This is a genomic window from Saliniferula longa (genome assembly GCF_050789285.1).
Taxonomy (GTDB): domain Bacteria; phylum Pseudomonadota; class Alphaproteobacteria; order Rhodobacterales; family Rhodobacteraceae; genus CAVPWP01.
Window position 1 is genome coordinate 408,709 of the sequence record NZ_JBOUVX010000001.1, and the last position, 22,737, is coordinate 431,445.

20 protein-coding genes are annotated in these 22,737 nt (G+C 66.9%); 7 read left to right on the forward strand and 13 right to left on the reverse strand.

Going from position 1 to position 22,737, the window contains the following annotated elements:
- Positions 1–377 precede the first annotated feature (377 nt).
- On the reverse strand, positions 378–1,724 hold the full coding sequence (locus ACRDNQ_RS01845) for a hypothetical protein (RefSeq protein WP_431826920.1): 1,347 nt from the start codon (positions 1,722–1,724) through the stop codon (positions 378–380).
- A gap of 570 nt (positions 1,725–2,294) precedes the next feature.
- Here ACRDNQ_RS01845 and ACRDNQ_RS01850 point away from each other — a divergent pair.
- Positions 2,295–3,434: an endonuclease/exonuclease/phosphatase family protein gene (locus ACRDNQ_RS01850; protein WP_431826921.1), complete on the forward strand. Its 1,140-nt coding sequence runs from the start codon at positions 2,295–2,297 to the stop codon at positions 3,432–3,434.
- A gap of 257 nt (positions 3,435–3,691) precedes the next feature.
- Here the strand turns inward: ACRDNQ_RS01850 and ACRDNQ_RS01855 are convergent, their stop codons facing one another.
- A complete protein-coding gene (locus ACRDNQ_RS01855; RefSeq protein ID WP_431826922.1) occupies positions 3,692–4,156 on the reverse strand; it encodes a PRC-barrel domain-containing protein in 465 nt (154 codons plus the stop codon).
- A 79-nt stretch (positions 4,157–4,235) separates the two neighbouring features.
- On the opposite strand from ACRDNQ_RS01855, the gene ACRDNQ_RS01860 reads away from it, so the two are divergent.
- Positions 4,236–4,403 carry a hypothetical protein gene (locus ACRDNQ_RS01860; RefSeq protein ID WP_431826923.1) on the forward strand — a complete coding sequence of 56 codons (168 nt, stop codon included), beginning with the start codon at positions 4,236–4,238 and terminating at the stop codon, positions 4,401–4,403.
- Between the two features lie 173 nt (positions 4,404–4,576).
- On the opposite strand, the gene ACRDNQ_RS01865 is transcribed toward ACRDNQ_RS01860, so the two are convergent.
- The 10 genes from ACRDNQ_RS01865 to ACRDNQ_RS01910 all read right to left on the reverse strand — a co-directional run bounded on the left by ACRDNQ_RS01865 (position 4,577) and on the right by ACRDNQ_RS01910 (position 10,516).
- Positions 4,577–5,005, reverse strand: coding sequence for an OsmC family protein (locus ACRDNQ_RS01865; RefSeq protein WP_431826924.1), 429 nt, complete (start codon positions 5,003–5,005; stop codon positions 4,577–4,579).
- Between the two features lie 744 nt (positions 5,006–5,749).
- Complete coding sequence (locus ACRDNQ_RS01870) at positions 5,750–6,256, reverse strand: hypothetical protein (protein WP_431826925.1); 507 nt, start codon at positions 6,254–6,256, stop codon at positions 5,750–5,752.
- Positions 6,257–6,335: 79 nt separating this feature from the next.
- On the reverse strand, positions 6,336–6,668 hold the full coding sequence (locus tag ACRDNQ_RS01875; protein ID WP_431826926.1) for a hypothetical protein: 333 nt from the start codon (positions 6,666–6,668) through the stop codon (positions 6,336–6,338).
- Positions 6,669–6,760: 92 nt separating this feature from the next.
- The gene (locus ACRDNQ_RS01880) at positions 6,761–7,276 is read right to left on the reverse strand and encodes a hypothetical protein (protein ID WP_431826927.1); all 516 of its coding nucleotides are present in this window, start codon (positions 7,274–7,276) and stop codon (positions 6,761–6,763) included.
- Between the two features lie 26 nt (positions 7,277–7,302).
- Positions 7,303–7,812 carry a hypothetical protein gene (locus ACRDNQ_RS01885; protein ID WP_431826928.1) on the reverse strand — a complete coding sequence of 170 codons (510 nt, stop codon included), beginning with the start codon at positions 7,810–7,812 and terminating at the stop codon, positions 7,303–7,305.
- A complete protein-coding gene (locus ACRDNQ_RS01890; protein WP_431826929.1) occupies positions 7,809–8,336 on the reverse strand; it encodes a hypothetical protein in 528 nt (175 codons plus the stop codon). Before ACRDNQ_RS01890 ends, ACRDNQ_RS01885 begins: the two co-directional genes overlap by 4 nt.
- A complete protein-coding gene (locus ACRDNQ_RS01895) occupies positions 8,333–8,827 on the reverse strand; it encodes a hypothetical protein (RefSeq protein ID WP_431826930.1) in 495 nt (164 codons plus the stop codon). Before ACRDNQ_RS01895 ends, ACRDNQ_RS01890 begins: the two co-directional genes overlap by 4 nt.
- Before the next feature lie 27 nt (positions 8,828–8,854).
- Positions 8,855–9,322 carry a hypothetical protein gene (locus ACRDNQ_RS01900; RefSeq protein ID WP_431826931.1) on the reverse strand — a complete coding sequence of 156 codons (468 nt, stop codon included), beginning with the start codon at positions 9,320–9,322 and terminating at the stop codon, positions 8,855–8,857.
- On the reverse strand, positions 9,319–10,155 hold the full coding sequence (locus ACRDNQ_RS01905; RefSeq protein ID WP_431826932.1) for a hypothetical protein: 837 nt from the start codon (positions 10,153–10,155) through the stop codon (positions 9,319–9,321). Before ACRDNQ_RS01905 ends, ACRDNQ_RS01900 begins: the two co-directional genes overlap by 4 nt.
- A 13-nt stretch (positions 10,156–10,168) precedes the next feature.
- Positions 10,169–10,516 (reverse strand): hypothetical protein, encoded by a 348-nt coding sequence (locus tag ACRDNQ_RS01910; protein WP_431826933.1) that lies wholly within the window; start codon positions 10,514–10,516, stop codon positions 10,169–10,171.
- Between the two features lie 342 nt (positions 10,517–10,858).
- On the opposite strand from ACRDNQ_RS01910, the gene ACRDNQ_RS01915 reads away from it, so the two are divergent.
- From ACRDNQ_RS01915 to ACRDNQ_RS01930, 4 genes are all read left to right on the forward strand, one after another.
- Complete coding sequence (locus tag ACRDNQ_RS01915) at positions 10,859–11,308, forward strand: putative pterin-binding protein (protein WP_431826934.1); 450 nt, start codon at positions 10,859–10,861, stop codon at positions 11,306–11,308.
- Positions 11,308–12,675 (forward strand): sensor histidine kinase, encoded by a 1,368-nt coding sequence (locus ACRDNQ_RS01920; protein ID WP_431826935.1) that lies wholly within the window; start codon positions 11,308–11,310, stop codon positions 12,673–12,675. Before ACRDNQ_RS01915 ends, ACRDNQ_RS01920 begins: the two co-directional genes overlap by 1 nt.
- A complete protein-coding gene (locus ACRDNQ_RS01925; RefSeq protein WP_431826936.1) occupies positions 12,672–13,664 on the forward strand; it encodes a response regulator in 993 nt (330 codons plus the stop codon). Before ACRDNQ_RS01920 ends, ACRDNQ_RS01925 begins: the two co-directional genes overlap by 4 nt.
- 341 nt (positions 13,665–14,005) lie before the next feature.
- Positions 14,006–14,599, forward strand: a complete 594-nt coding sequence (locus ACRDNQ_RS01930; RefSeq protein ID WP_431826937.1) for a hypothetical protein — start codon at positions 14,006–14,008, stop codon at positions 14,597–14,599.
- Between the two features lie 10 nt (positions 14,600–14,609).
- On the opposite strand, the gene ACRDNQ_RS01935 is transcribed toward ACRDNQ_RS01930, so the two are convergent.
- The gene (locus ACRDNQ_RS01935) at positions 14,610–19,880 is read right to left on the reverse strand and encodes a vWA domain-containing protein (protein ID WP_431826938.1); all 5,271 of its coding nucleotides are present in this window, start codon (positions 19,878–19,880) and stop codon (positions 14,610–14,612) included.
- 358 nt (positions 19,881–20,238) lie between these two features.
- On the opposite strand from ACRDNQ_RS01935, the gene ACRDNQ_RS01940 reads away from it, so the two are divergent.
- Positions 20,239–22,491 (forward strand): transglutaminase domain-containing protein, encoded by a 2,253-nt coding sequence (locus ACRDNQ_RS01940; RefSeq protein ID WP_431826939.1) that lies wholly within the window; start codon positions 20,239–20,241, stop codon positions 22,489–22,491.
- Positions 22,492–22,737 lie beyond the last annotated feature (246 nt).

The following is a 22,737-nucleotide window of genomic DNA, read 5'->3' on the forward strand; positions in this document are numbered from 1 at the left end:
TCCGCGGAGGGGCGGGCCCCGCCGCACGACCGTGAAATCGGCAGGGTGAGACGGCAAGATCTTCCACCACCATGTATGGGATGATCTGGCGACGTCACTCGCGACGGCGCGGGCGTCACACCTTGTTAGGGGAGCTTGAGGACCTGAAGATCGGCGAGGGGCGCACCATGAGCCTCTATCCAGCTGCGGCGTTCAGCGATCGCAGCGGCATTCTCTTCTGTCCAGCCCATACCCAGTTCTTCCTGTCCATTCGTCGCCGAGTTGCGGCGCCTCTCGTTGGCGACCCTATCATTGGCCTGGTCCGTCTGGTCTCCCGCGAACATTCTGGAAATCCTCCTATCGCCCACGACAGTACCACACCTCGTTTGGGACTGTGGTCATCGTCTTTGGTCCTCAAGGCCCAGTTCCTCCCACATCCACCGGAAATCATACTCTGCCAGCGGCGAGCCGGGATTGCTCGCGCTGCGGTTCTCGATGAGCTTGAGCCAGTCCACGACCTTCTTGCGGCCAGCGGGCGTCCGCGCCGCCTCGCGCGGGGTCTTCCCGCCCAAAGCTGGAACGGGTTCATCGAGGATGCCCCGGTAGTGCCGGTCAAGGAGCTCGTGGACGGCCTGCCTCGCGATCTCGGGCGGGATCTCCTCATGCTCTTCTCTGGCAGTACTTCCGGCATCGTCAGCCCTCACCTGGTCGATTGTCCGGATCGCGGTCAGAGGCGGCTTCACGAGATCGCCAAGCGCCTCCCTGATGAGAGCGACGCCGCGTTCCGCCCGCCGCGCCGAGTTGACTGACAGGGTCAGGGCCTTGCCCTTCAACTCCAGTGTGCCGAGGACCCGGCCGGCGGAGACGGTGGATTCGAGCGCGAGACCACCTCGCGCGTTCCAGGCCGGGGCAGGGGCCGCCTCCAGCCAGGTCCACTCCTTCGGACCTGTCCGCTCGAGCCCCGCCACCTTGTCGAGACGGGTCGCCACCTGCGCCTGCGTGACGCCCTTGGCGAGCGGGAACCGGACATCGTGGAACAGGAGGTCGTCTCCCTCGCTGTTCGAGAGATGGATTGGCGTAGGGTCGAGGATGTCGGGCAGGCAGGAGAAGAGCCAGGCGCCTGCGAAGATCGGGGCACATTTCCGGAGCTGATCCACCGTGAGGCGCAACTCCTTCCGCTTCCCGATCTTCAGGGCGTGCCTGAGCCCGTCCATGAGGAACTCGACGGCCTCGGGAGAGAAGGGCAGGAGTGCCCCTGAGATCACATGGCCCTTGCGTTGTGGCACGACGCGGACCACGACACGGTCCCAGGGCTTCAGGGACCGGGTGGCGCTCTTCTCCTGTACCGTTACCGGTCCGGACCCAGTCAGGACGTCCCGGAGTTGCATCGACTGGCCGGGCCGGATCTCGCTCACTTCGTAGAGACTGACCGGCGCGTCCCGGAGCCCCTCGATGTAGGAGCGCGTCAGCGCCGGCTCCTTCCATCCCCGCCGCTTGAGGTAGAGGTCTGCGACGTTGTCGCCGCCGGCACCGTATCGCCGGCCGAGGAGATCCTCGAAAGCGCATCCCCAGAGGATCATCGGCCACGATTGCCCAATGAGATCTCCGAGGTCCTCGAAATCGATATCGAACTCCTCCAGCGCAGGTCCGAGGTGTTCATCGAGGACCTCGCGCAGACGCTCGCTCCAGACCTCGTCGCGTAGAATGAAGCGGATCAGACCGTCGAGATCATGCGCGGCACTCATTCCGGAATCCTTGTTCGATCGAGATGACCCAGACTTAGGCGGTGAGGCCTGGATCGGCCATGCCCGAAGATCCTCGATCAATGACCTCGCCCTCATTGGTCCGGTACTCCTACATGGCACGCTGGAGGTTCTGCGTCTGCCAAAGCGGAAAGAGGCGCTGTTTAGCGAAGGAAAGAAGTGAGAGCCTTCCGGGCATTCACCTGTCCAAGTCACCCACCATCTCGCTAATGCAGCATCCGGTAGATTGGGCGGTGACCAGCCCTTCGCTGCGCCCAGGACGAAGGTCCGAAGTTGCGCGACTGGCTGGCGGCTTCGGGTACTGAATCGAACCCTCTCTGCGCGCTTGTTGGATGTTCAGAAACGTGTTCGCGAGACAGCGATTGACCATGTCCCTGGCTGCAGCTTCGGAAGGGGATCCATACCCACTATGCCGAGAACAACTTCCGCGGCCGTCGCGGTAGCGCTTGCGCTTCCGGGGCAGGTCCCCAAGGGCAAAGATATTTGGCCTGGAAGCAACCGATTGCGGCCCGGTCCGTTGATCCGACATCGCAGCGAGTACGGAAGACATCCATGATGACGGGCACGAAGGCGGACAGCGGGAACAGTCATTCCGGGTGGACGGTGGCGCTTGGCTTCGCGGCCGGACTTCTCCTCCTCGCCGTCGCCGCGTCGGCCCTGCCGCTGATCGAGACGAACGCGTGGTGGGTGCGCTACCTCGATTTCCTGCGCGTTCAGGTCTCGTCAGCCCTGCTGGTCCTTCTTGCCGCTGTCATCCTGCTCGGCGGGCTGAGACGACCGTGGACCCTCGGGGCGCTGGCACTCGGGGGTGCGGCTCTCGGATACCAGGCCTACCGCCTCTATCCCTACACCGCACTCGTGGCGCCCATGGCGGTGGCCGCGCCCGATTGCGCGGAGGACGACCGCCTCAATCTGCTCGTCGCCAACGTGCAGCAGAGCAACGAGAAGTTCGAGGCGCTGTTTCGCATGGTGGAGGAGGTCGACCCGGATCTGTTCGTCGTTCTCGAGACCGACGAGGCCTGGGATGCAGCGCTGGCCGAGATGAACCAACGGTTCCCTCACCGCACGCAGTACATTCCGGAAGGCGACGCTTCCGGCGCCTTCGGCATGCACCTCCTGTCGCGCCATCCCCTCGCCGCGACCGACACGTTGCTCTATTTCGGCAACGACACGCCCACGATCCTCGCCGATGTGGCGTTGCCGGGAAACGCCACGGTACAGATCGTAGCGGTTCACCCGCGTCCGCCGCTCTACTGGAGCCAGCCGACGACAATGCGCGATGCGCATCTGCTGACCGCGGCGCTCGCGTCGCGGGACAGCGACATGCCTACGATCGTCGCGGGCGACCTGAACGCCACCCCTTGGGAGCGGACAGTCCGCCGCGCCATGCGGATAGGCGGGTTGCTCGACCCGAGGGTGGGGCGAGGCATCTATCCAACCTACGATGTTAAGAGCTGGCTGATGTCGTGGCCGCTGGATCAGATCCTGTTTCAGGACGGTATCGCCCTCGTGGAGTGGGAGGTCCTGCCCCCTTTCGGGTCCGATCACGCTCCGGTCCTCGCCGGCCTGTGCGTCGATCCAGGGGCTGCGGCGCGTCAGAGCGCTCCGACGCTGGAGGCGGGCGACTTCGAAGAGGCGGAGCTCTCGATCGCGGCAGCCAGAGAGATGAGCGGCTCCTCGACGACCGACTGACACCGGCGGGCGGTCCGCCGTCCCTCAGGTGATCGGGCCATCTGCACTGCGTCGTGAGTGGAGACCGGATTTCGCCGCAGCGTGGCCGGAGCGTCCCGGAAGTCCGGGCGCGAGGCGCTCGCCTCACCCCGCGGCGGCAGGCAGGCCGACGGCGTTGCACGCGGAGCGTGCAAGTTCGATTGGCCCGCCGCGGTTTCGCGACGGGCCAGAGCGGTGGGCCTGATCGACAGCGATCAATCCGTAACCTGGCGCGAAGCTCACTCCCACCAGCCTTCATCGACGCCCGGCATCTCCTCGAGCTGTTCTTCCGAGTAGCGCGTGATCAGGCTGTACGACTCGTCGTCGACGGGCACGAGGTCCACATCGCCCACGCGCAGCATCACGTGCTTGTCGCCGATGTCGAGAAATCCTCCGACTTCGGCAACCACGCCGACGAGTTTTCCGGACCGATCGAGTACGAGGTCCTCGATCTCGCCGATCTGGTTCCAGTCGGCGCCCACTTCATCGTAACCGGTCCAGCCCCAGGTGTAGTTCTCCGGGTCTCCCCAAGAGCCCTCGTCGTAGGCTTCATTGGTGGTGTAGACAGCACCCCCTGTGATGTCGCGGGCACGGATCAGCTGCGTCCAGTCTGCCTCCATGCCCTCCGCGGGTACTGTTTCCTGAGCCGATACCGCGGTCGCGGTGAGGATCAGGGCGGCTGCGGTGCCGAAAATGCGTTGCATGCTGTCTCCTTGTTTCGGGTGTGCTTCCCCAACGACTCGGGCCGAAGCCCTGTTCCGGACCCCGCGTTAAGGCCATCAGGTGTTCGTCATCGAGCAGCCGATACCGGGGGTCGGGTTCTTCGGGCTGGAGAAGAAGCAGCAGAACTCGGCGAACTCGAATGCGGCAATCGCAAAGCTCGGCGACGCAATCGAATGGGATCACTCCCTATGCGCACGAACCGGTCATCTGAGCGGTCTCGTCAGATGATCCAACGTCGGCAAAGCGGACTCTTTGAGTCGGGTGCTTTGGTTGAAAGAACGCATGACCCGCAGGTCGACACGCGTGTTGGGTCTTGCGGCGATGCGCTCGAATTCAGGCCTCGATGCGGAGGTGCTCGACTGCACCACCCAGTTGGGTTTCTTCTTCCCCCCTGCGTCTCATTATTCGTTGAGAGTGGCATCCAGCGTTACAGAGATCGCGCCCAGTGCCTTTGAAACCGGGCATTCGTCTTTCGCCTTCGCCGCCAGCTCGTGGAACTTCGCCTGGTCGATACCGGCCACCGAGGCCTTCACGGTCAGGACGCTGCCCTTGATCCCGGTGCCGGGGATCAACTCGACCGCCGCCTGCACGTCCAGCAGTTCGGGCGGAGTGCCGTTCTCGGCCAGGAAGTGCGCAAGCTGCATCGCGAAGCAGCCAGCGTGGGCGGCAGCGATCAGTTCCTCGGGATTGGTGCCGGACTGTCCCGTCTCGTCCACGAAACGGCCCTTGAAGGTGTAGGGCTGGCCGGAGAACACCCCGCTCTGCATGTCAAGTGTGCCGTTGCCGTCCTTCAGGCTGCCGGTCCAGTGTGCGTCGGCGGTCCGTTTCATCTGCGATCTCCTTATGTGGGTCATTGGTAGCCAAGACGCGGCGGAGCGCCAAGTGTGCAACGGCTATCAGGCATCCGCGTTCCTTCGCACTCGGAAGCGGATGATCCGCATCTCGTCGCGCACGCCCTCCAAGCGTCTTGGCTGCAAACGTGTCAAGTTATGGCCTTGTGAGCCTACAGTCGTCCGCCGAAGGCGCCCGGGTTCCGGCGCTCGATCTCCACCAACATGCTCCTGAAGATCCCACAGATACGGGTCGTGGAACCCTCCCGCCTCGAGCGAGGTGACCGTCTGCAACAGGTACTCGGCCCCGGAACCCCAATGGCCGCCGGCCTACGAAAGACACGCCGCCACCTCGTCCGGCGTGAGCTCACCAACATAGTTCGGGCTTTCCAGGTTCGTTTCATGAGGGAACCGTAGGCGAAGACGCCGATCGGCCGTTCGGGTCTCTCCTCCAAGAACTTCGAGAGGTGCGTGTCGTAATTTCGGTGAAGTGCTCCAGGCCGGGCCAAGCATCCGGATCGGCCACCTTCCGGTGGACAATCCCGACATGGGCGGTATTGAGCCTGAGCGACCTCGACATGCTCGGAGGCTACTATTCGGGTAGCCCCGCCGCCACGGATCGGTATCGTGACCTTCGCTGAGACGGCCACGAACGACCGAGAAGGGCCGTGAGTCCTCCTTGGTGGAGGTCTTGGTCCGGCCCTCAGCCGACATTCGTTCGTGACGCAGCGAACGGCAGTTCATTCAGTACTCGTTTTCCAGAACGGCGTTGAACTCCAGCTCGATTGGAAGACGGCGTGACGCGTCTTCCCGTCGTTCCACGATCGGCATCAACTGGCGCCATGTCAGGGTACCCTGAACCTTCCCCGAGATAGACAAGGTGCCGTTTATCGACTCGCTGCGCGTTATCAGAAGCTCGAGACCGTCATCGCGCTCGACGGAGTATTCGCTCATGTTCTCGGCGCGAGTGTCCGACAGGCCGACCTCGGCGCTGAAGATGTCTCCCCCCATGAAGTCGGACCCTTCGAAACCGATCCTGAGTATGCCGAGGCCCTGATCGGGCGCCACCGGGCGCGTCAGGATCGAAACGCTTCCGGAATTCCCGTCGCCGGAGAAGTCGGACTGTTCGCTCCAGACCGCGGCGTCCATCTCAAGACCGCCGATTGTTCCGCTGATCGTGTTCGGTGCCGGTTCCGCCAAGGTGAACGCCGGAACGGCCGCCAGCAACGCCGATATGATCGCGTTCTTCATGTTGATGCCTTCTCCTTCAAGTCCGGGACGTTCGGAACCGAACGCCATCCAGCAGCCGCGACCACAGCGGCCGGTCCCGCTACGGGCAGTTCCCAGTCGTCAGCCGCAGGTCGTCCCCGAGAGGTTCGGCCTGTCCGGTGTCCATGAGAAAGGTCACGACGAGGCTGCCCTGTGCGGGCGTCATTCTCGCCTCCCGCAGGATGGCCTCGTGGTTGCCCTCGTGAACGATGCAGCCGGCGGCTTCGATCGCCGCAATGAGCCTCTCCCTCTCGTCTTCGAACGACGTCTGGGCGACGGCAGCGGACGAAAGAAGGCAGAGACCGGCGCACAGCGCGGCGCTCAGGGCCGTCTGCCCCGCGTCGCCAAGCCGCCCTTCGACGAACGCGCCGAAATCCCGTGGCAATCCCGACATGACATTTCCTCCATCCGCGTTGGGTGCAGCGCGCCTCCGCGCGCCTCCCGGCTTTCGCATCTACGGCACCAAGATCATACGTCTCCGGCCGCTCATTCCTCCACGACGAGGAGTTCCGTCTCGAACCGGCCGGAAATCTCGCGGCAGTCGCTGGTGTCGACGTCCTCGAAGCCTTCCGCCCGACAGAGACGTCCGGCGAACGTGCCAGTGGCTTCGCCGCCGGTTCCGTCGAGCATGAGCGTGTCGAAGGTCAGAACCGGCGCCACCCCCGCATCCTCGCTCGTCCATCGGGCGCCCATGAAGCCCTCGCCCTTGGGAAACAGTGCGATCTGGACCTCTCCCATGGCGCCTGGCGCGAGGTCGCCGACGACCGCCACCTCCATCACCAGCGTACCCTCGCCCATACCCTGTATCTCGACAGTGCTCATCGGCCCGAGGTCGTAGACCCGCGCCGAGGCATCGGTGCCGTCGGAATTGCTTTGGCGGATGGTCTGCCATTCGCGCTCGACCCCGTCGACAGTCGCCGTTATCGTACCGATGGTTTCCGTGGCGCCCGCCAGATGCGGGAACGCCGTCAGTACGAGGGCAGCAAGCATCGGTCTCAGCATCGAATGGTCCTTCCTTTCCTGATCGGTCATCCCGGCCGCGACTCCGCGCGGTCCCGTACCTGCGTCAGCCAGTCGTTGATCTCGTCGGCGATGCCGCCCGGCCCGTCGCCCGATACCCCCCATCGCGTGAGCGGGATGCGGGTTGCCGGTCGCGTGTGGCGGAACACGAGGAGCGGCTTGTGAGAGGCGCGCCGATCCGCTCCTCCGCGCGAGGTTTCCGTCTCGGCGCTGTCGAGAGCGTCGAGCGGGTGTTCGCTCTCCGTGCGGCCAAAGCGGGAGACGCGCTCGATCCGGACGAGGTTCGACGCGGCGTCCAGCGTCAGCAGCGTGCGCTCGCCGATGTAGAGCGTGCCGAGGACGAAGGCCCCGCCCACCCCGAGGATAAGCACGAAGGCGGTCATGAAGCTGCCCGAGAGCAGGTTGAAGAAGCCGATGAGGCCGAGCGGGATCAGGGGCGTCAGCATGAACCACAGAATGAACCGCGGCAGGCCGATTTCCATCTCGAGCCGGTCGGGGGTGCGTGCGACGACGCTCATGTTTCGCTCTCCTGTTCCGAAACGCCCAGCCACGCGTTGATTGCGCCGGCGATGCGCAGCGCGTCCTCGGGGTCGGCGCGATAGATGTCGAGCGGCAACCGGCGCAGGCCCGTCCCGTCGCGCAGGACGAGCACCACCTGTGGCTCTGCCCTGCCGCCGGACTGACCGTAACGCGTCTGCACCTCGGCCCGCGCCAGATCGGTGAGCGCAAGTCTCTCCTCGGCGCGGTCATGCAGGCCGCGGACACGCAGGTGGATCGTGCCGTTCGAGCGGTCGAGGCGGAGTTGGGTCAGCCGCACCACCTGCGGCAGGGCGTACCGGTAGAAGATCGCCATCAGCCCGAGCGCGATGAGGCCCGTTCCGATCGCCCCGTCGACGATCGCACCGATGCCGCCGGCCACGAACAGGAGCATCACGCCCGCGAGGATTGCCGATTGCAGGATCGGTCGGTTCTCGATCTCGAGGTGGCGCTCGCTGGCGCTGGCGACGCGAAGGGGCTGGTTGAACACGCTGGCCATGTTCATTCGCCGATCCCCAGATCTGTGGCGACGCGTCCCTCGATGTCCCGGCAGTTCTCTGGCTCGCCTTCGGAAATCCTGCACAAGACTGCCGAAAAGCTGCCTTCGGCGCGTCCGTCGCCCGTTTCGGTGTCGAGGATGTCGAAGCGGATTTCCGCGCGCCGCGGTGCGTCCTTCGAGCTCCAGCGTCCGTCTGCACGCGTCAATTCGAGCGTGATGCCGTCCGGCGGGCGGTCATGCGACATTGCGGCGAAGTAGAGGATCTGGATGCCGATGTCCCCGTCTCCCATGGCATGGATGTTCAGCATCGTTATCGGACCGGCCGCGCTCAACTGGACCGTTGCCGTGGACCCCGCCGCAGACTCGCGCCGCAGGGTCTCCCAGCGGAGGCTTTCGCCGCCGAAGTTCGCGGTGATCTCGCCCATCGGCTCCACCGCCGCCGCGGGAGGCGCGAGGGCAGACACCAGCAGCCCAAGGCCTGCGAGGGATCGGATCATGCTGGGCGAGGGCATTGCGATCTCACCTCAATCGGCCCGCGCCGTCAGGCCCAGACGGGCGTCGACGGTTCCCGTCGCGATGCGCACCGGTGGACAATCGCCCTCGACGCACTGACCGACGACGAGGCTTCGGCGGGTAAGCTCCGGTCGGCACCCGTCGATCGTCGCTTCGCCGAGAGTGCCGAAGGTGACCATGCCCCCCGCACTGGAGAACTGCCTCGGCGCACCGAGCGGCGGGATCGGCAGGTCATAGGCGATGGTGTTTTCGAGCGCATGTTCGCGGATGCGGATGCTGCGCTTGTGGGGCGTGACTCCCTCGGGGTAAGTGACCGTGAACCCCACCACGCAGTAGCCGCCGCGGTCGGTGACCACCGGCGCGAAGATGATCGCCTCGGCCGAGCCCCGGGTCGCCGCTCCGCCTTGAGAAGCAGGTCCGGTGGGGACGCACGCGGGGACCAGCGCGAGCAGGCAAAGGATCTGGACGACCTTCTTCATTCGGGTTCTCCCACGATGACGGATTGTCTGGTCAGGATCCGGCCCGAGGCGCGGACCCGATAGCGGAGCTCGTACCGCCCGGGCGTGTCGGGGGCCTTCAGCCGGGAGGGCGATCCCCAGCGGGTCTGGGTCGCCGTGATGCGTTCGTCATCCGCCATGTCCGGCTCCGCGAGGACGATCTCGTCCCCCTGGCCGGCGGGTCCACTCCAGACGACCTCGAACCGCTCGGACGGCACCACCATGCCCGGGTCTTCGATTGCGGCCGCGCCGGCCACGAGCGCAAGCGGGCGAGCAGCCAGGATCCGCAGCGGGTCCGCCTGGACGTAGCGCAGTTCGTAAGCGCCCGTCTCGTCCGGGAGCCGCAGCGTCGCGGGACTGCCCCAGCGGGTGAGGGTCCGTTCGACCGACCCGTCGGGTCCAGCTTCGGGAGGCGCAAGCGCGATGCCGTCGCCTTCCGCGTCCGGCCTCGTCCACTCGACCTGCAGCTCGGTGCCCACTGTCGCCTTTTCGGCCAGCGGGTTCAGGGTGCCAATGCGATCGGCAAGCGCCTTGCGGTCCTGAAGGCCCGTGGGCGCGACGACCTCTATGTCGCCGCAGTCACCGCGACGGCGATGGCCGCAAGCCCGAACGGCGAGCGGCGTCGCAGCGTCCCGCGCGGCGAGGTCGTCGGCCATCTCCCCGCGCGCGACCTCGATCCGGCTTACGTTCCCTTCCATGCTGTTCCACATCGCCCCCGAAGCTTCGATGACGAGGACCGAGACGTCCTGGGCCACGGCAGACGAGCCAAGAATCGAGCCGGCAAGAATGCTGGTCGCAGTCGGGCGCGGTTTCAACGGCGTGGCTCCTTCACTGGCGGCGGGCTTCCTGTTCGGCATCCAGTCCGGGGCAACGCGCATAGCGCTCGGCCCAGCCGTCGCCCACGACGATGAGGTCGCCGCCCATTCGGGTCATCAGCAGCGCGCGTTCCCGCCAGATCTGGCCCTCTCCAGCGCAATCCGCCCAGTAAAGTACGGCGTCTCCCATGCCAGCCACGGGTTCGGGCGCCTCGAGCCGACATGAGGTTTCGTAGTAGTGGATTTCGCCGTCGAGAAGGATGACACGCTGGTCGCTGACAGGTGCCGCACAATCGTAACCGTCGAAGACGCCGGCCGCCGGTTCGGCGACCGGCGATGTCGCGACGGTCAGCGCGATCAACGCCGCGGTTGGGCCCGAGCCCCGCCGCGACAGGGAGGAATGCCGAGGCAACACTCCCCCGCACACACTGAACATTCCCCGGGCAGCATCCATTTCGAACAAGGGCCTTCCCTGCGACGCCTGAGGCACTCTTGACCGGATTCACGCCGGCCGCCCCGTTCAAACGAACGGGGCGTGCGCTGTAGGGTGACGGCAAGTTCGGGAAGCTGAGAGGTCGTGAGGGACGGTACGCGGACTGCCGGGCCGAGCGCACTTGCCTTGTCCGCATCACCGGGGTGATCCTTCGCCCGGGGGCGACAGATGAAGGAAAACATGATGCACCGACAGCTCCTTTTGATTGCAATGGCAACTTTCGGCCTGACGGGCTGGTCGGCAGTCGCGTCCGACGATGTCGTGCTCACCTTGACCGGCGCGGTCGAGGGTGGATCGGTTCAATGGACGCGCTCGGACCTCGAGCGCCTGGACTGGCAGGAGATGGGCACCACGACGAGCGTCACCGACGGGGTTCGGACCTTCCGGGGCATCCTGATGCGCGACATTCTCGAACGCTCGGGCGCCGAAGGCGAGACCGTCGTCGCTCGGGCGCTCAACGACTACGAGATCGACATTCCGGTCGGCGACTTCCACCGCTTCGACGTTCTCGCCGCGCTCTACATGGATGGCGTGGAACTGACCCCGCGCGACAAGGGCCCGATCTGGATCGTGTATCCGCGTGACGATCACGCGGAACTGGCCGACATCCGCTACGACATGCGGTGGGTCTGGCAACTGATCGAGATCGAGGTGCGCTGATGGTCGCGAGCGTGGTCCGCGAGAGAGCCGCGCGGCCCCTGGCGCAGGGAAGGCGCGCGGCACTTGTCTCCCTGATCCTGCTGTGTCTCGGGCTGCTGGTCTTCGCGGCGCAGCGGCTCCTCGTGCTCGAGCAGCAGATGCGGATCGCCGCGACAGAGAACATGGTCTGGATCGTGGGGCAGACACAGGCGGACGCGTTGCGGCTGAAGCTGGCGCTCGATACAATCGGCGCGACCGACACGGTTCCCCTGCGCTTCGACCTCTTGATTTCGCGGCTCAATCTTCTGAACGACGGCCCGCAGCTGCGTTACCTGACCGATGCCGGACTGGACGAGCCCCTGATCGGGATCCGCCAGCGCCTGCTTGCGCAGGATCCGCTGGCCGGTGGTGACCGGGCCGTTCTGGCCGCGCTGACGGACGATCTGATCGATCTTCTGGGCCGCACGGCAAGCCGCGTCATGGCCCACGAATGGACGATCCAGTCGGAACGTCTCGACCGCCAGCGGCTCATGCACCGCGTGGCCCTCGCGGCGGTGCTGGGGGCCATGCTGGCTGGGTCCGGGCTCGCCCTTGTGCTTCTCGACCGGGAACGTCGACTGATGCGGGTGGAGGTCGACCGGGTGCGCGCCGCCCGCCTCGAGCAGGACCTGCAGGACGAACGCGCCGCGAGCGAGCGCTACCGCACCTTCGCCGGCGTGGTGGCGCACCAGTTCAGAACGCCGCTCGCGGTCATCGACAGTGCGATGCACCGCTTGACTCGACCGGGGCAGACGCCGACGACGGACATGGTTCTGGAGCGCTCGCGCCAGGTCCGTGACGCCGTACGGCGGCTGACAAACCTGACGGACACGGTGCTTCTGATGGCGCGGCTCGATCGATCTGCGGTCGTCCCCTCCTCGGCAGCAAATGATCTGCACGAGGTCGCGACGCTGGCCTTCGACGACCTGTGCGCCACGGGCCTCGGTTCCGGCGCCCTGTCCCGCGTCAGGCTGCATCGGCCCGACCGTCAGGTGACGGCGTTCTGCGACGCCGAGCTGACGGCGCAGGTTCTGCTCAACCTCATGTCGAACGCGCTCGGCTACTCGCCCGCCGAGACGATCGTGGACGTGCGCTTCACCACCTCGGGGAACCGACCCGCCTGTCTCGTCGAGGATCGCGGTCCGGGCCTCGCCCGCGACGAGATGGACCGTGTTTTCGAGAGCTTCGTGCGCGGGCCAGCGCATCACGACCGCCCCGGTTCGGGCCTCGGTCTCCCGCTCGCGCGTCACCTCGCCCGGCTTCAGGGAGGGGATGTGGAGCTGGAGGCGCGCGAGGGCGGTGGTCTTGCGGCGCGTCTCTGGCTGCCCAGCGGAACAGGAATGGGATGAGCGCTCCGCTCATCCTGTGCATCGAGGACGAACCTGCCCTGCGCCGGGACATCGCCGACGACCTGTCGGAGGCGGGGTACCGTGTTCTCGCCGCCTGCGACGGCGAGCAGGCCCTTGCATGCCTCGTGGACGAGCGGCCCGACCTGATCCTGTGCGACATCGTGATGCCGCGCCTCGACGGTCACGCGTTCCTCAAGCGATGGCGGCGCGAGCGACCGGACTGTGCCGACGTCCCCTTCGTGTTCCTGACCGCGCTGTCCTCCCGCGAGCAGATCATCGACGGGCGCCGCGCCGGTGCGGACGACTACGTGACCAAACCGATCGACTATGACCTCCTGCGCGCGACGATCGCATCGAGACTGGACCAGATCCGGCGCCTGCAAACCAACGGGGCGGACGAAGGGCCCTCCGCCATCGCGGCACTCGACGGCCTGGGGATGGGGGTGGTCCTCCTCGACCCCGAGATGCGTGTGCTTCACGCCAATCACCAGGCCCGTGCTCTGGCCCCGTCCGCAGGCCTGTGCCTCAGGGGACGTATCTGGGCGAAGGGAGGACAGGGGCGGGACCTGAGGCGGATGATCGCGGTACTCCCCGGCTCCGCCGAAGGCCGACCCAAGGGAAGCGCGGCCATGACACTTGTCGCCGGCGACAGGCGGTATCATCTGGTCGGGCGCGTTCTGGCGACGGATCACCGGAAGGGGTCTGCCTCGGCCATGTTGCTTATCACGACGGCCGACCAGCCCGTCCCCATAGACGAGGAGTTGCTTCGACAGCTCTTCGACCTGACACCGGCGGAAGCCGCTGTCGCGCGTCGCGTCGGGACGGGTCTTCGCAAGGACGAGATCGCAGCCGAGCTGAACATCTCGGCGACCACCGTGGCCTTCCACATGCGGAACATTTTCGCCAAGACGGGATCCCGACGGCAGGCCGACCTTGTCGCGCTGTTGTTGTCGCTGCCGGTCACATGGGCGGCACGGGAAGGCGGATGAAGGGGAACGAGAGCTTCGCGTACCGGACCTTGTCAACCGGCGCGGCGAATCGCGCTTCTGGTGGGAAAACTTCACCTGGGCGAAGATGTCGGCCCGTGCCGCGTGGGCGCCGCGATCGTGGGCTTTGTGGGAAGGCGATCATTCCCCCGGAACACCTCGCCACCGACCACGAAGGTGGGTGAGCCGAACACGCCGAGCTTTGTCGCTTCATCGGTGTATGCTTCAAGTTCATCAGAATTCCGCCGTGACACGATCCGCAAGCGACCAAGGGGCTGATCGAGCAGTGGCGGCAAGCCATCTCGGGGCGCGCCTCGAACAGCGCCGGGACCTTTGCCGGGACGATGGCCGCCGCAACCCGCGCCTCCGGCGGCAAACCCGCCGCGGCACCGCCCCCGGGCGTCCTGCGTGTGACCCACCCGGGAACCGGGCTCAGCCTCGATGTGCCGCCGGACCGGAAGGCCACCGTCAGACAGCGCTACGACGGCCCCTTGCGGATCTTCGGCGTTCAGGTGCTCCCGCGGATCGTCCGCGATGGACCGCAGCGCCCCTGCGGAGATGGGGAGGATTGGAACGTCCTCTCGGTCAGCGGTGCGCCCGAGGCGGGGCTCGATCTCACGATCCATGACCGCCCGCTCGACACCACGCTCGACGCCGTCCTGAACGATCCGTTCACCAAGATCACCGGGACCGAAATCCTCCATGCCGAGCCCGATCTTCAGATCGGCCCGTTCAGGGGCTTCGGCGTGATCCGCCGGATGCCCGCCGCAACACAGATCAAGAACGGGCCGGAGCTGTCGGGGCCGTCGATGCTGCGCCAGATCTGGTTGTCCCGCGGCGGCACCGCGCTGGAACTTCAAGGCTGCGCGCTCGAAAGTCAGCCCGATGGTCAGCGCGCCATCGACGCGATGGTCGGCTCCCTTTCGGCGCAAACCTGACCGGCTGGCCTTATTGCGCCAGATCGACGAGCCTTTCGCTGTCGGGCTCGATTTCCACCTGAACCGGGTCTGCCAGCCCGTCGACGAAGAGCTCATACTTTCCCGCGGGGAGGGTGATCGCTCCGCCCCCGACCGTGCCCGCGCGCGTCGTCCCATCGGAAGCGCGCGCTCGGTACGACCGTTCGGTCACGTCGAGAAGCGCTCGGGCCAGTCCTTCGGCATCGCGGGAGCTCGTGTAGATACCATTGCCGAGCGTTGCCCACGCCTCGAAGGTCGCCGACAGGTCCGCGTTGTCGATTGCGAAACCGACGATGTCGATGCGCGTCGCAATGCCGGCATCAGCCAAAGCGCGTATGGCGCGCTCGGGATCGCCGCCGCAGGTTTCCTCCCCGTCCGTCAGGACCACGATGCGGCGTTTTCCCGAAGCTGACGCAAGATCCTGTGCGGCGGCGTCCAGCGCCAGGCCAAGCGGCGTCCGCGCGTTGTTCTGCGGGACGACCCCGTCGAGGAGACCCGCGATCGCGCGCCCGTCGGCGGGGGCGACGGGCGCGAGAACCTCGCTGTCGCAGGTTCCGGGCTCGATCCCGAAGCGGCGGAGACCCATCGGGATGCCGCGCGCGTTCGCCGCTGCACCGAGCTGCGCCAGGGCGTCGAACGCGATCCGATAGCGACGGCGGCCGTCGAGCTGCTGGAGCATCGACCCCGACGTGTCGAGCAGCACGAGAAGGGCGCTTTCCTCCTCTGCCGGCCGGTCCCCGGAAGAAGGGCCGACCACGCGCAACCGGCCCGGAGGCTGTGCGACCGCTGGACCGAACCCGACCCGCATTCTGTAGGCCTTGGGGCCGCGCATTCGGTCGACTGCCCGGGCAAAGCCTTCGGTGAAGTCTGCCTGTGTCGAGACATAGTCGTAGAACCCTCCGTTGACCCGGCTCCAGGTCTCCATTAGGTCCCGCTCTCGGTCCGGGTCCGGTCCGAACGCGCCGGTCGACGGGATCGCCAGCGCGCCGATGCGGGGCCGAACGCTGTTGAGAGCGTCCCAGAGCGCCTCGTCGCGTCCGGTCGCGGCGTCAGTAATCAGGATCATGCCGCGCACCCCGTTCTGTCGGGCGAGGTATCCGCTGGAGCGGACGAGCGCTGTTTCCGCAGCGCTCGAGTCGCCGCCCGGCACCTCCGTTCCGAGCCGCCGGATCAGCAGCTCCGGATCTCCGAGAAGTCCGTCTCCGAGCAGGTCGCCCCCGAAGGGCAGGAACCCGATCAGGTCGCGGTCCGGATCGGCCCTGAGCGCGATGTCGCGAAGCGCCCGCTGCATTGACGGCTTGTAGGGCGTGGTCGATCCGCTGGTGTCCCAGACCACGATGATCGGGCGCAGGGGTTCCTCGATGTGGAGCCGGTAACCGGTATCGCCTTCAAGCTCCGCGAGGAAAAGAGGCGCGTCCACGCCGCGCGCGTCCGCTTCGGCATCGCTCGCATGTCGGATGTATGCCGCGTTCCCGTTCTCGTCCATGAGCTCGGGCTGCGCGCCGCCCTGCCGCGCGGTATCGAGCGTCACTTGAAGCTCCCTCCGCTCGGGCGACGGGGCGATCGCCCACCAGTCGGACCGGACCCCGCGCTGGACCGACGACGGGATCCAGACACCGGTTCGTGCCGCGACCGCGGTCTCGGCTGTGGCGCCACCTGCGGGTGCCGGGACGACGGCCGGCTCGGGGGCGGTCAGGCGCTCGAAGCCCGACGCCTGCGTGAACTCGCCCCATTCGCCGAGGATCGATGGCGCATCCACGGAAGCGGGCGCTTCGAAGACGCCGAGACGTTCGGGCAAGCGAAGGTAATCCACGGACCCGGGAGCGGACATGTCGAACCGGAGGTAGCGCGCCCAGACCGGCTCTTCCAGCTCCAGACGGGCCGGGCTCTCCGGCGGGGCATCAGGAGGAGGAGACCACGCGGCCACTTCTGTCCATGGTCCGAGCGGCCCTTCGGTGCTGGCGGAGACGACGACCCGGCTCGCCGGCGTCGCTCGGTCATCGGGCAGGTCCAAGGATGCCAGGGTCCAGTCGATGGCGGCGATGCGGGCGGTGCGCGCGTGATGAAAGCCGATGACGAGGCTCAGGCTGTCTGTATCCCGCACACGGCTCGCCCTGGTGTCTCCGCCGACAAGCACATCGCGGTCCCAGTCACGAGAGATCGCACCGGCCGGATCGGTCCAGGCGACGTGCCCGCCCAATGCCGGATCGGCGATATTGAATGCCGCCTCTCCGAGTGGCATCCACCCTGGTGTCGCGATGGCCTTGAACTCACCCAGACGGATCGGCCCCTCGGCGTTGCCATCGTGGGTCCAGTTCGTTTCGGGGATCAGCCGCAGCGCGCGCGCGCTCACGATCGCGTCGAAGACGAAGGCCTGCTCCACCGGTTCTGCGCCAAGCGTGGCCCGCAGGACTTCCCTGAATGCAACGCCGTCCACGCTGCCCTCCACGCGGAAATCGCGCAGCGTACGGCTGCCGCCCGGGGCCGCGCGTGGCGTCAGAAGAAGGCCGGCCAGAGGCACGGGTGCGTCCCCCCCGAGCTGAATCGTGAAGAGGGCCTCGTCCGATACCTTGTCGAAGCTGAATTCGTTGCTGGCGATCGCAAGCCCGTCGATCAGGGCTGCGGCCCGCCGGGTTCCGGATGGGTCCTTCCCACCAAGATCGCTCCCATCCGGTCCGGTCACCGTCCCGCCGAGACTCGCGGCCGCCATGTTCAAGCCGCCAAGAAGCGCCTCCGGTACCGGAAAGGCACGCCTGGGCATCCGGGCGGGGGAGTCGGCATCGGGCGTTAGGGAGAAAGAGACCACCCCCTCGCGATCGCCGATGCGGAGCCGAAGGTGCAGGCGAACCTCCCGTTCATCAAGGTCCGGCGCGGCGACCAGTTCGGCGGTGAGTGTTGTGGTCCCGTTCCCGTCAGTGGCGCTGCCGGTCAGGTCGATGGCCCAGCGAGGCTCGGACGCGGCGAGCGACAGCTCGTCTCCTGCCGCCGGATCGACGCCCCTGGCCTCTATTCGAAGCGGCAGATGCTGGGCGAAGTCCGCAAGGAAGGACCTCGGCGTCGGCGGCGCAGCCGCCAAGGCCACCGCGATGGCGGACCCGGCGGGCGTCGCGCCACGCGTGCCGACGGCGGAGCCGCCCGGGACGATATCGTAGTCGCTGGGAAGTTCGGTCCGGGCCCCGGTCGAATTCTGCTCGACGAAGACAACCACGTCGCCGCTCCCGTTCACCAGATAGACCTCGCAGGGGCCGGCATCGGTTCTCTCGACGGCGCGTCGAATGGCGGCGCCGTCCGGTCCGATGACCGAGATCGAGATGTCTTCCGGAAGAGCACAGAACCTGAGATCGGCGCCGGAGGCGACGTCACTCAGGCGGTATCCGTCCCTGTCCTGCTGCACGGCGCCGACCCGTCCGGCGAGGCGCCCGTCCTCGGGCCAATCCTCGGCCGAATGGGGATAGTCGTTCGGCTCCCGGTCGACGGCCGGTCCAAACGGGAGATCCGCCGGCTCAAGGGAGATGGTGTAGTCGTCGAGCCCGGAGTTTCCGCCGGCCGTCTTGATCTCGATCTCGTAGTCACCCGCCCAGAATTCGCGGGTGTAGTCCATCGACGACGTCCCACCGGTCACGAAGTGGCGAACGACCTCTCCGCCCTCGGCCAACATGTAGATGGAAATCCTTTCGCCCAGAGGCGGCGAAACCCTCAGCCGCAGCCATTCCGATGCATGCACGGTGAAGCGGAAACGGTCGATGTCGGCCGGATCGAGCTGGCCGCGCAGGGCCTGGCCGACCTTCAGCTCCTGCGCCTCCTCGTTGGGCTCCAGTTCGGTGTCGTCGCGCCGGGGACCCAGCGGCAAGAGCCGCAGGGTGTAGGGACCCTCCCCCTCGATCTGCACGCTGTAGCGGCCGGGTATCATGTAGAGCCCAGATATCCGCAGCGGCGTTCTGGCGTCGGCGCGACGCTCGGCAATGAGATCGCCGGCCGCGTCATAGACGCGCAGGCGCGTGATACCGCCACCCTCGGCCTGAAGGCGCCAGAGTTGTGCCGGCTGGTCGAGATCGAGGCGGAAGACGTCGATGTCGTCCTGCGAGAGCAGCCCACGTACAGGGCGACCCGGCGACCAAGGTGTCGCCGAGGTGATCGTATCGTTGGGCTCCACGTCCTCGCCGTCGGACGGGGCGAAGGCGGAGAGGACTTCGACCTCGTACTCCGTCTCCGGATCGCCCGTCACGGACAGCAGAAGATCATCTTCTCTCAGGTAGGGAGCGATCTCGAATTCCGCTCCCCCTTCGCCGGACTTCAGCCTCTCACCGTCGAGGGACAGCAACTCGTAGGCGATCGCGCCTCCGTCGCTGGCGGTCATGCGCAGGCTGCGCGTGTCCGAACTTCCGAGAATCCGGTAGACGTCGATGTCGCGGGCGGACCCGCGCGGATCGATGCGTGCCGTGCGCACCTCATCGGCCGAGAGCGGAATCGCGGTTTCGGGAGTGCCGTTCGGTTCGGAATCCCGCTCGGGCGTCGCGGCAGCGGCGATCCTGGCCACCCAGACCGTGCCATCGCGGCCAGACAGACAGAGGTCGTGCATCGTTCCTTCAACACTGCCGATCTGCCATCCCGCGTCGATCCTCGCACGTTCTTGGTCGCGGTTCCCGCGATCGCGGAGCGAGACAGTCAGGTCCGCCGGGGGCGGCCCGAGGAGCGAAACGTCGATCCGTTCCGGCGGAAGCTGGAAGCATTCGAGCTCCGTGCCGGTCGACCCCAGCCACAGACCGAAAGGCAGGGAATCGACGCCATCTTCAAGCGGCGCAGGCGTCTCCGACGTGAAGCGCAACGCGTAGGCGCCTTCGCCCACGATGAGCGGGGTGACCCCGAGGACGTAGTCTCCGGGCGCCAGAATGAGCGGGCCGACCCGTGCGACGCGTTCGGTCGGGTCCGAAAACGGACGGAGGCCGACAATGCTGACATCCTGTCGTCGCGTCACCTCTCCGGCTTCATTGCGCTCGATCGCGATGATCCCGAGCGCGCCGCCGGTGTCCCTGAGCCCCTCGACCGTCGCGGAAAAGAGCGCGGGAATTTCCGAAGCGGGAACATTGAACGTCCAGAGGTCCTGCAGACCGTCTGCGAGAGCGCCGGTGACGACGTCCGGACCAGGCACGATCTGCGGCACGTCCGCGATCCCGGTGCCATCCCCCGTCTGCGCGGAGAGGGAACCGGCGAAGCAGACCAGGGCGACAGCAATGGCTGAAAGAGATCGCTCTCTGCGGACCATCGGAACGTCCTCCGAAGCTGGGGCAGCCAAGCGGCACCATTCGACCGAATGCCGACGGTGGTCGTTGCCTGCCGGGAAGGCGCTTCCTCGTCCTTCGCGCCAGTCTTTCCCGAAAGCTGCTGGCAGCACAAACGATTTGTCGCCGACGTGCGGCGGGCGGCCGGTCGATCGGATCGATCATGGGCACATCGCCACGCGTCGGGTCAGGCTGGACATCCGCGAAGGCTGCCGTAGGGTAGGCCGATGCCGGACGGGTTCGGGTCGCCGCAACCATCAAAACCGGGTGAGCCGCGATGATCCCGACACATCCTCATCGAGGCACAGGCGGAGGTCGCCCAGAATGAACACCGCGGATCGAATGGCCAGAAGCATGATGGCGCAAGCATCTTCCTTCCTGATCGCCGCCGCCGGTGCCATTTCGATCCTCCTGACACCCGCAGCCGCGCTTGCCGACAGCCTGGCCGGGTCGTGGATGCGGACAGCTGGTGGCGCGATCCCGCAAGGTCCGACGGCGCGCGATCTGGCGCCACCGGCCGACGCCTATGCCGGCGTGCTCGACAGCATTCTGGCGATGATCGACACCTACGATCGCACCGTGCCGTCGCCGGATCAACTCGCCGACCGGTTCGGCACGGATGCGGAAGCGGCGTTTCGCTTCGTGCGCGACACGATCCGCACCGATCCCTACAGCGGAACGCTTCGCGCCCCTGAGGCGGTGATTGCAGCCTCGGGCGGCAACCCGCAGGACAAGTCAGAACTGCTGATGACGCTGCTGCGCAAGATGGGCTTCGATGCCCGGATCGCGACGGCGCCGATGAACGACGCGATCGCGGCGCGGCTGGGCGCATCCGCATGTGCGGTGACACCCGCCCCGGACCCCCACCTTCACGCCTTGATGGGCATGACACCGCAGACGATGCGGCGGGCCATCGCGCGGGCCCAGCGCGACTATGGCCTCCTGACGCAGGCGGCATTGGGAGACGTCGCGGCGGCCGGGTCGGTGTCGCGCGACTTCGGTCCGACCCACGCCTGGGTCCAGTACCGGAGTTCCGACGGCTGGCGCGACCTCGATCCGTCCGTTGCCGGCCTCTCGCCGGGCGAGGCTCTGGCGACCGCCACAGGGCTGTCGGAAGGCGGCGAGGATCCGCACACCGTCACGCTGACCGTCGTGACCGAAACCCTCGCTGACGGGCAGCTGCGCGAACGCCGCGTGCTGACCCATGACCTGCGGGCCCGCGACGTGACCAATACGCCGATCCAGCTCGCCTTCGTGCCTGAGAATGCCGGGCAAGGCGGCGTGCTTGCCGACAAGCTCGGCGCTGTCGTGGATCGCGCGCCAAGGATGAAGCCCGCGCTGATGATCGATTGGGACGTCGTGCTGGGCGACGACATGGCGCAGCCGGGCCGGATGTCTGGCGGCGGTTTGGCCGGGGGAGAGGCCGAGGAGCCGGTGACAGCCGTCTACCTCGATATCACGTCGGTCGCGACCGGCGGACAGACCCGCACCGCGCGGCGCGCCCTCATCGACCTTCTGCCCGTCGCGGCGCGCGGTGGCGATGCGATCGCCGCCGACGCGATCCGGGCCCCCGCGATGGGCGTGCGCCATCCGCAGGAGCTCGAAGGTGCGGTGCAGGTCATCGTGTCCAACGGCGGTCTCGATCCGGCGGACCACGCGGCGCGGCTTCTGCTGATCGCGACGTCGGCGGACGACATCACCACGAGGATGACGGATGGCACGATCCTGCCCGATAGCCTGATCTGGTTCGCCTGGACCGCCGCCCACGGCCTCGCGACCGGTGCGGAACGCGCGCTGCGCGATGCGGTGTCGCAGCAGGGCGACATCTGCACCTTTGCTGGACATCCCAACGTGATGTTGAGCGGCATCGCCCCGAGGGGTGATTCCGGCGTCGCGACCTGGATCGACTGGGCGATCGACGGCGTCGATCTCGCCAGCGCTTCCGCTGCGCCCGACCCCGGTGAGACCGCAGCGCTCCGCCTGTGGTACGGCGCCGTGCGCGGCGCCATCGAAACCGAGGCGCTCCAACCCTATGCCGACAGCACCCTGGGATCGTCCGACCAGCGGTTGGTATCTGCGAGCACCGTGCTGACCGGCCCTCTGACGAGGCTGAGCGAGGCAGAGGTGGCGCAACTCGGCGCCCCCGACGCGATGGCCGATCAGGCCGCGGGCTTCGCCCTCTACGGAGCCGGGGGCTTGGTTCCCGATCCGCCCGTGTGGTGGCGGGTCAACCTGCAAAGCGGTGCTGCCGATGCGCGCGTCGCTGGCATGGGCAATTTCTCGTTCTGGTGGTCGGGAAACTATGTGAACGCCGCCAACAAGGCCTCGGTCACGCAGATCGGAGAGATCTACGCGCAATACGAGCGTGGGGAGATCAGCAAGCGGACCCTGAACGCCAAGCTGAAGGCAGAAAGCGCACGGGCGCGGGTCCGGGCATCGGGAAGGGCGAAAACCATGCCCGGCCAGAGCAGGGGGGGCAGCAACGAATACCTCGTGACGCTCACGGTCGCCGTCGTAGCGGGCACGACCCTGGCCACGATCGCCGGTCTAATCGTCTACACCCACTTCTACGCCGCGCTCTTCGGCCCTCCGTAGGCCGACGCGGCGCCGCCCGCGCCGTGACCGCGCCCGAGCCGTCGGCCAAGGTCGCCAAAGGGGACCTTGCTGCCTGACGCAGCGAAGGTGCGGGTCCCGCCCAGCATGCAGGCCTCCGCAGCGCTGCCGCGAGCACGCCCCTTGCCTGAACCTCAATGCGTAAACCCGGCCCTTCACGGGCCTTCATGCACATTGCCGCGAATGGCGGCTTTGGTTCGAAGCCATGGATGATGTCCCAAGAAGCCC

Bases quoted from the DNA above. Each gene is read 5' to 3' on its own strand.
- ACRDNQ_RS01850 (WP_431826921.1), top strand. From the start codon at position 2,295: ATGATGACGGGCACGAAGGCGGACAGCGGGAACAGTCATTCCGGGTGG.
- ACRDNQ_RS01930 (WP_431826937.1), top strand. From the start codon at position 14,006: ATGGCCGCCGCAACCCGCGCCTCCGGCGGCAAACCCGCCGCGGCACCG.
- ACRDNQ_RS01885 (WP_431826928.1), bottom strand. From the start codon at position 7,812: ATGAGCGTCGTCGCACGCACCCCCGACCGGCTCGAGATGGAAATCGGC.
- ACRDNQ_RS01895 (WP_431826930.1), bottom strand. From the start codon at position 8,827: ATGATCCGATCCCTCGCAGGCCTTGGGCTGCTGGTGTCTGCCCTCGCG.
- ACRDNQ_RS01875 (WP_431826926.1), bottom strand. From the start codon at position 6,668: ATGTCGGGATTGCCACGGGATTTCGGCGCGTTCGTCGAAGGGCGGCTT.
- ACRDNQ_RS01845 (WP_431826920.1), bottom strand. From the start codon at position 1,724: ATGAGTGCCGCGCATGATCTCGACGGTCTGATCCGCTTCATTCTACGC.
- ACRDNQ_RS01935 (WP_431826938.1), bottom strand. From the start codon at position 19,880: ATGGTCCGCAGAGAGCGATCTCTTTCAGCCATTGCTGTCGCCCTGGTC.
- ACRDNQ_RS01940 (WP_431826939.1), top strand. From the start codon at position 20,239: ATGGCCAGAAGCATGATGGCGCAAGCATCTTCCTTCCTGATCGCCGCC.
- ACRDNQ_RS01915 (WP_431826934.1), top strand. From the start codon at position 10,859: ATGGCAACTTTCGGCCTGACGGGCTGGTCGGCAGTCGCGTCCGACGAT.
- ACRDNQ_RS01870 (WP_431826925.1), bottom strand. From the start codon at position 6,256: ATGAAGAACGCGATCATATCGGCGTTGCTGGCGGCCGTTCCGGCGTTC.
- ACRDNQ_RS01925 (WP_431826936.1), top strand. From the start codon at position 12,672: ATGAGCGCTCCGCTCATCCTGTGCATCGAGGACGAACCTGCCCTGCGC.
- ACRDNQ_RS01890 (WP_431826929.1), bottom strand. From the start codon at position 8,336: ATGAACATGGCCAGCGTGTTCAACCAGCCCCTTCGCGTCGCCAGCGCC.
- ACRDNQ_RS01865 (WP_431826924.1), bottom strand. From the start codon at position 5,005: ATGAAACGGACCGCCGACGCACACTGGACCGGCAGCCTGAAGGACGGC.
- ACRDNQ_RS01920 (WP_431826935.1), top strand. From the start codon at position 11,308: ATGGTCGCGAGCGTGGTCCGCGAGAGAGCCGCGCGGCCCCTGGCGCAG.
- ACRDNQ_RS01855 (WP_431826922.1), bottom strand. From the start codon at position 4,156: ATGCAACGCATTTTCGGCACCGCAGCCGCCCTGATCCTCACCGCGACC.
- ACRDNQ_RS01880 (WP_431826927.1), bottom strand. From the start codon at position 7,276: ATGCTGAGACCGATGCTTGCTGCCCTCGTACTGACGGCGTTCCCGCAT.
- ACRDNQ_RS01900 (WP_431826931.1), bottom strand. From the start codon at position 9,322: ATGAAGAAGGTCGTCCAGATCCTTTGCCTGCTCGCGCTGGTCCCCGCG.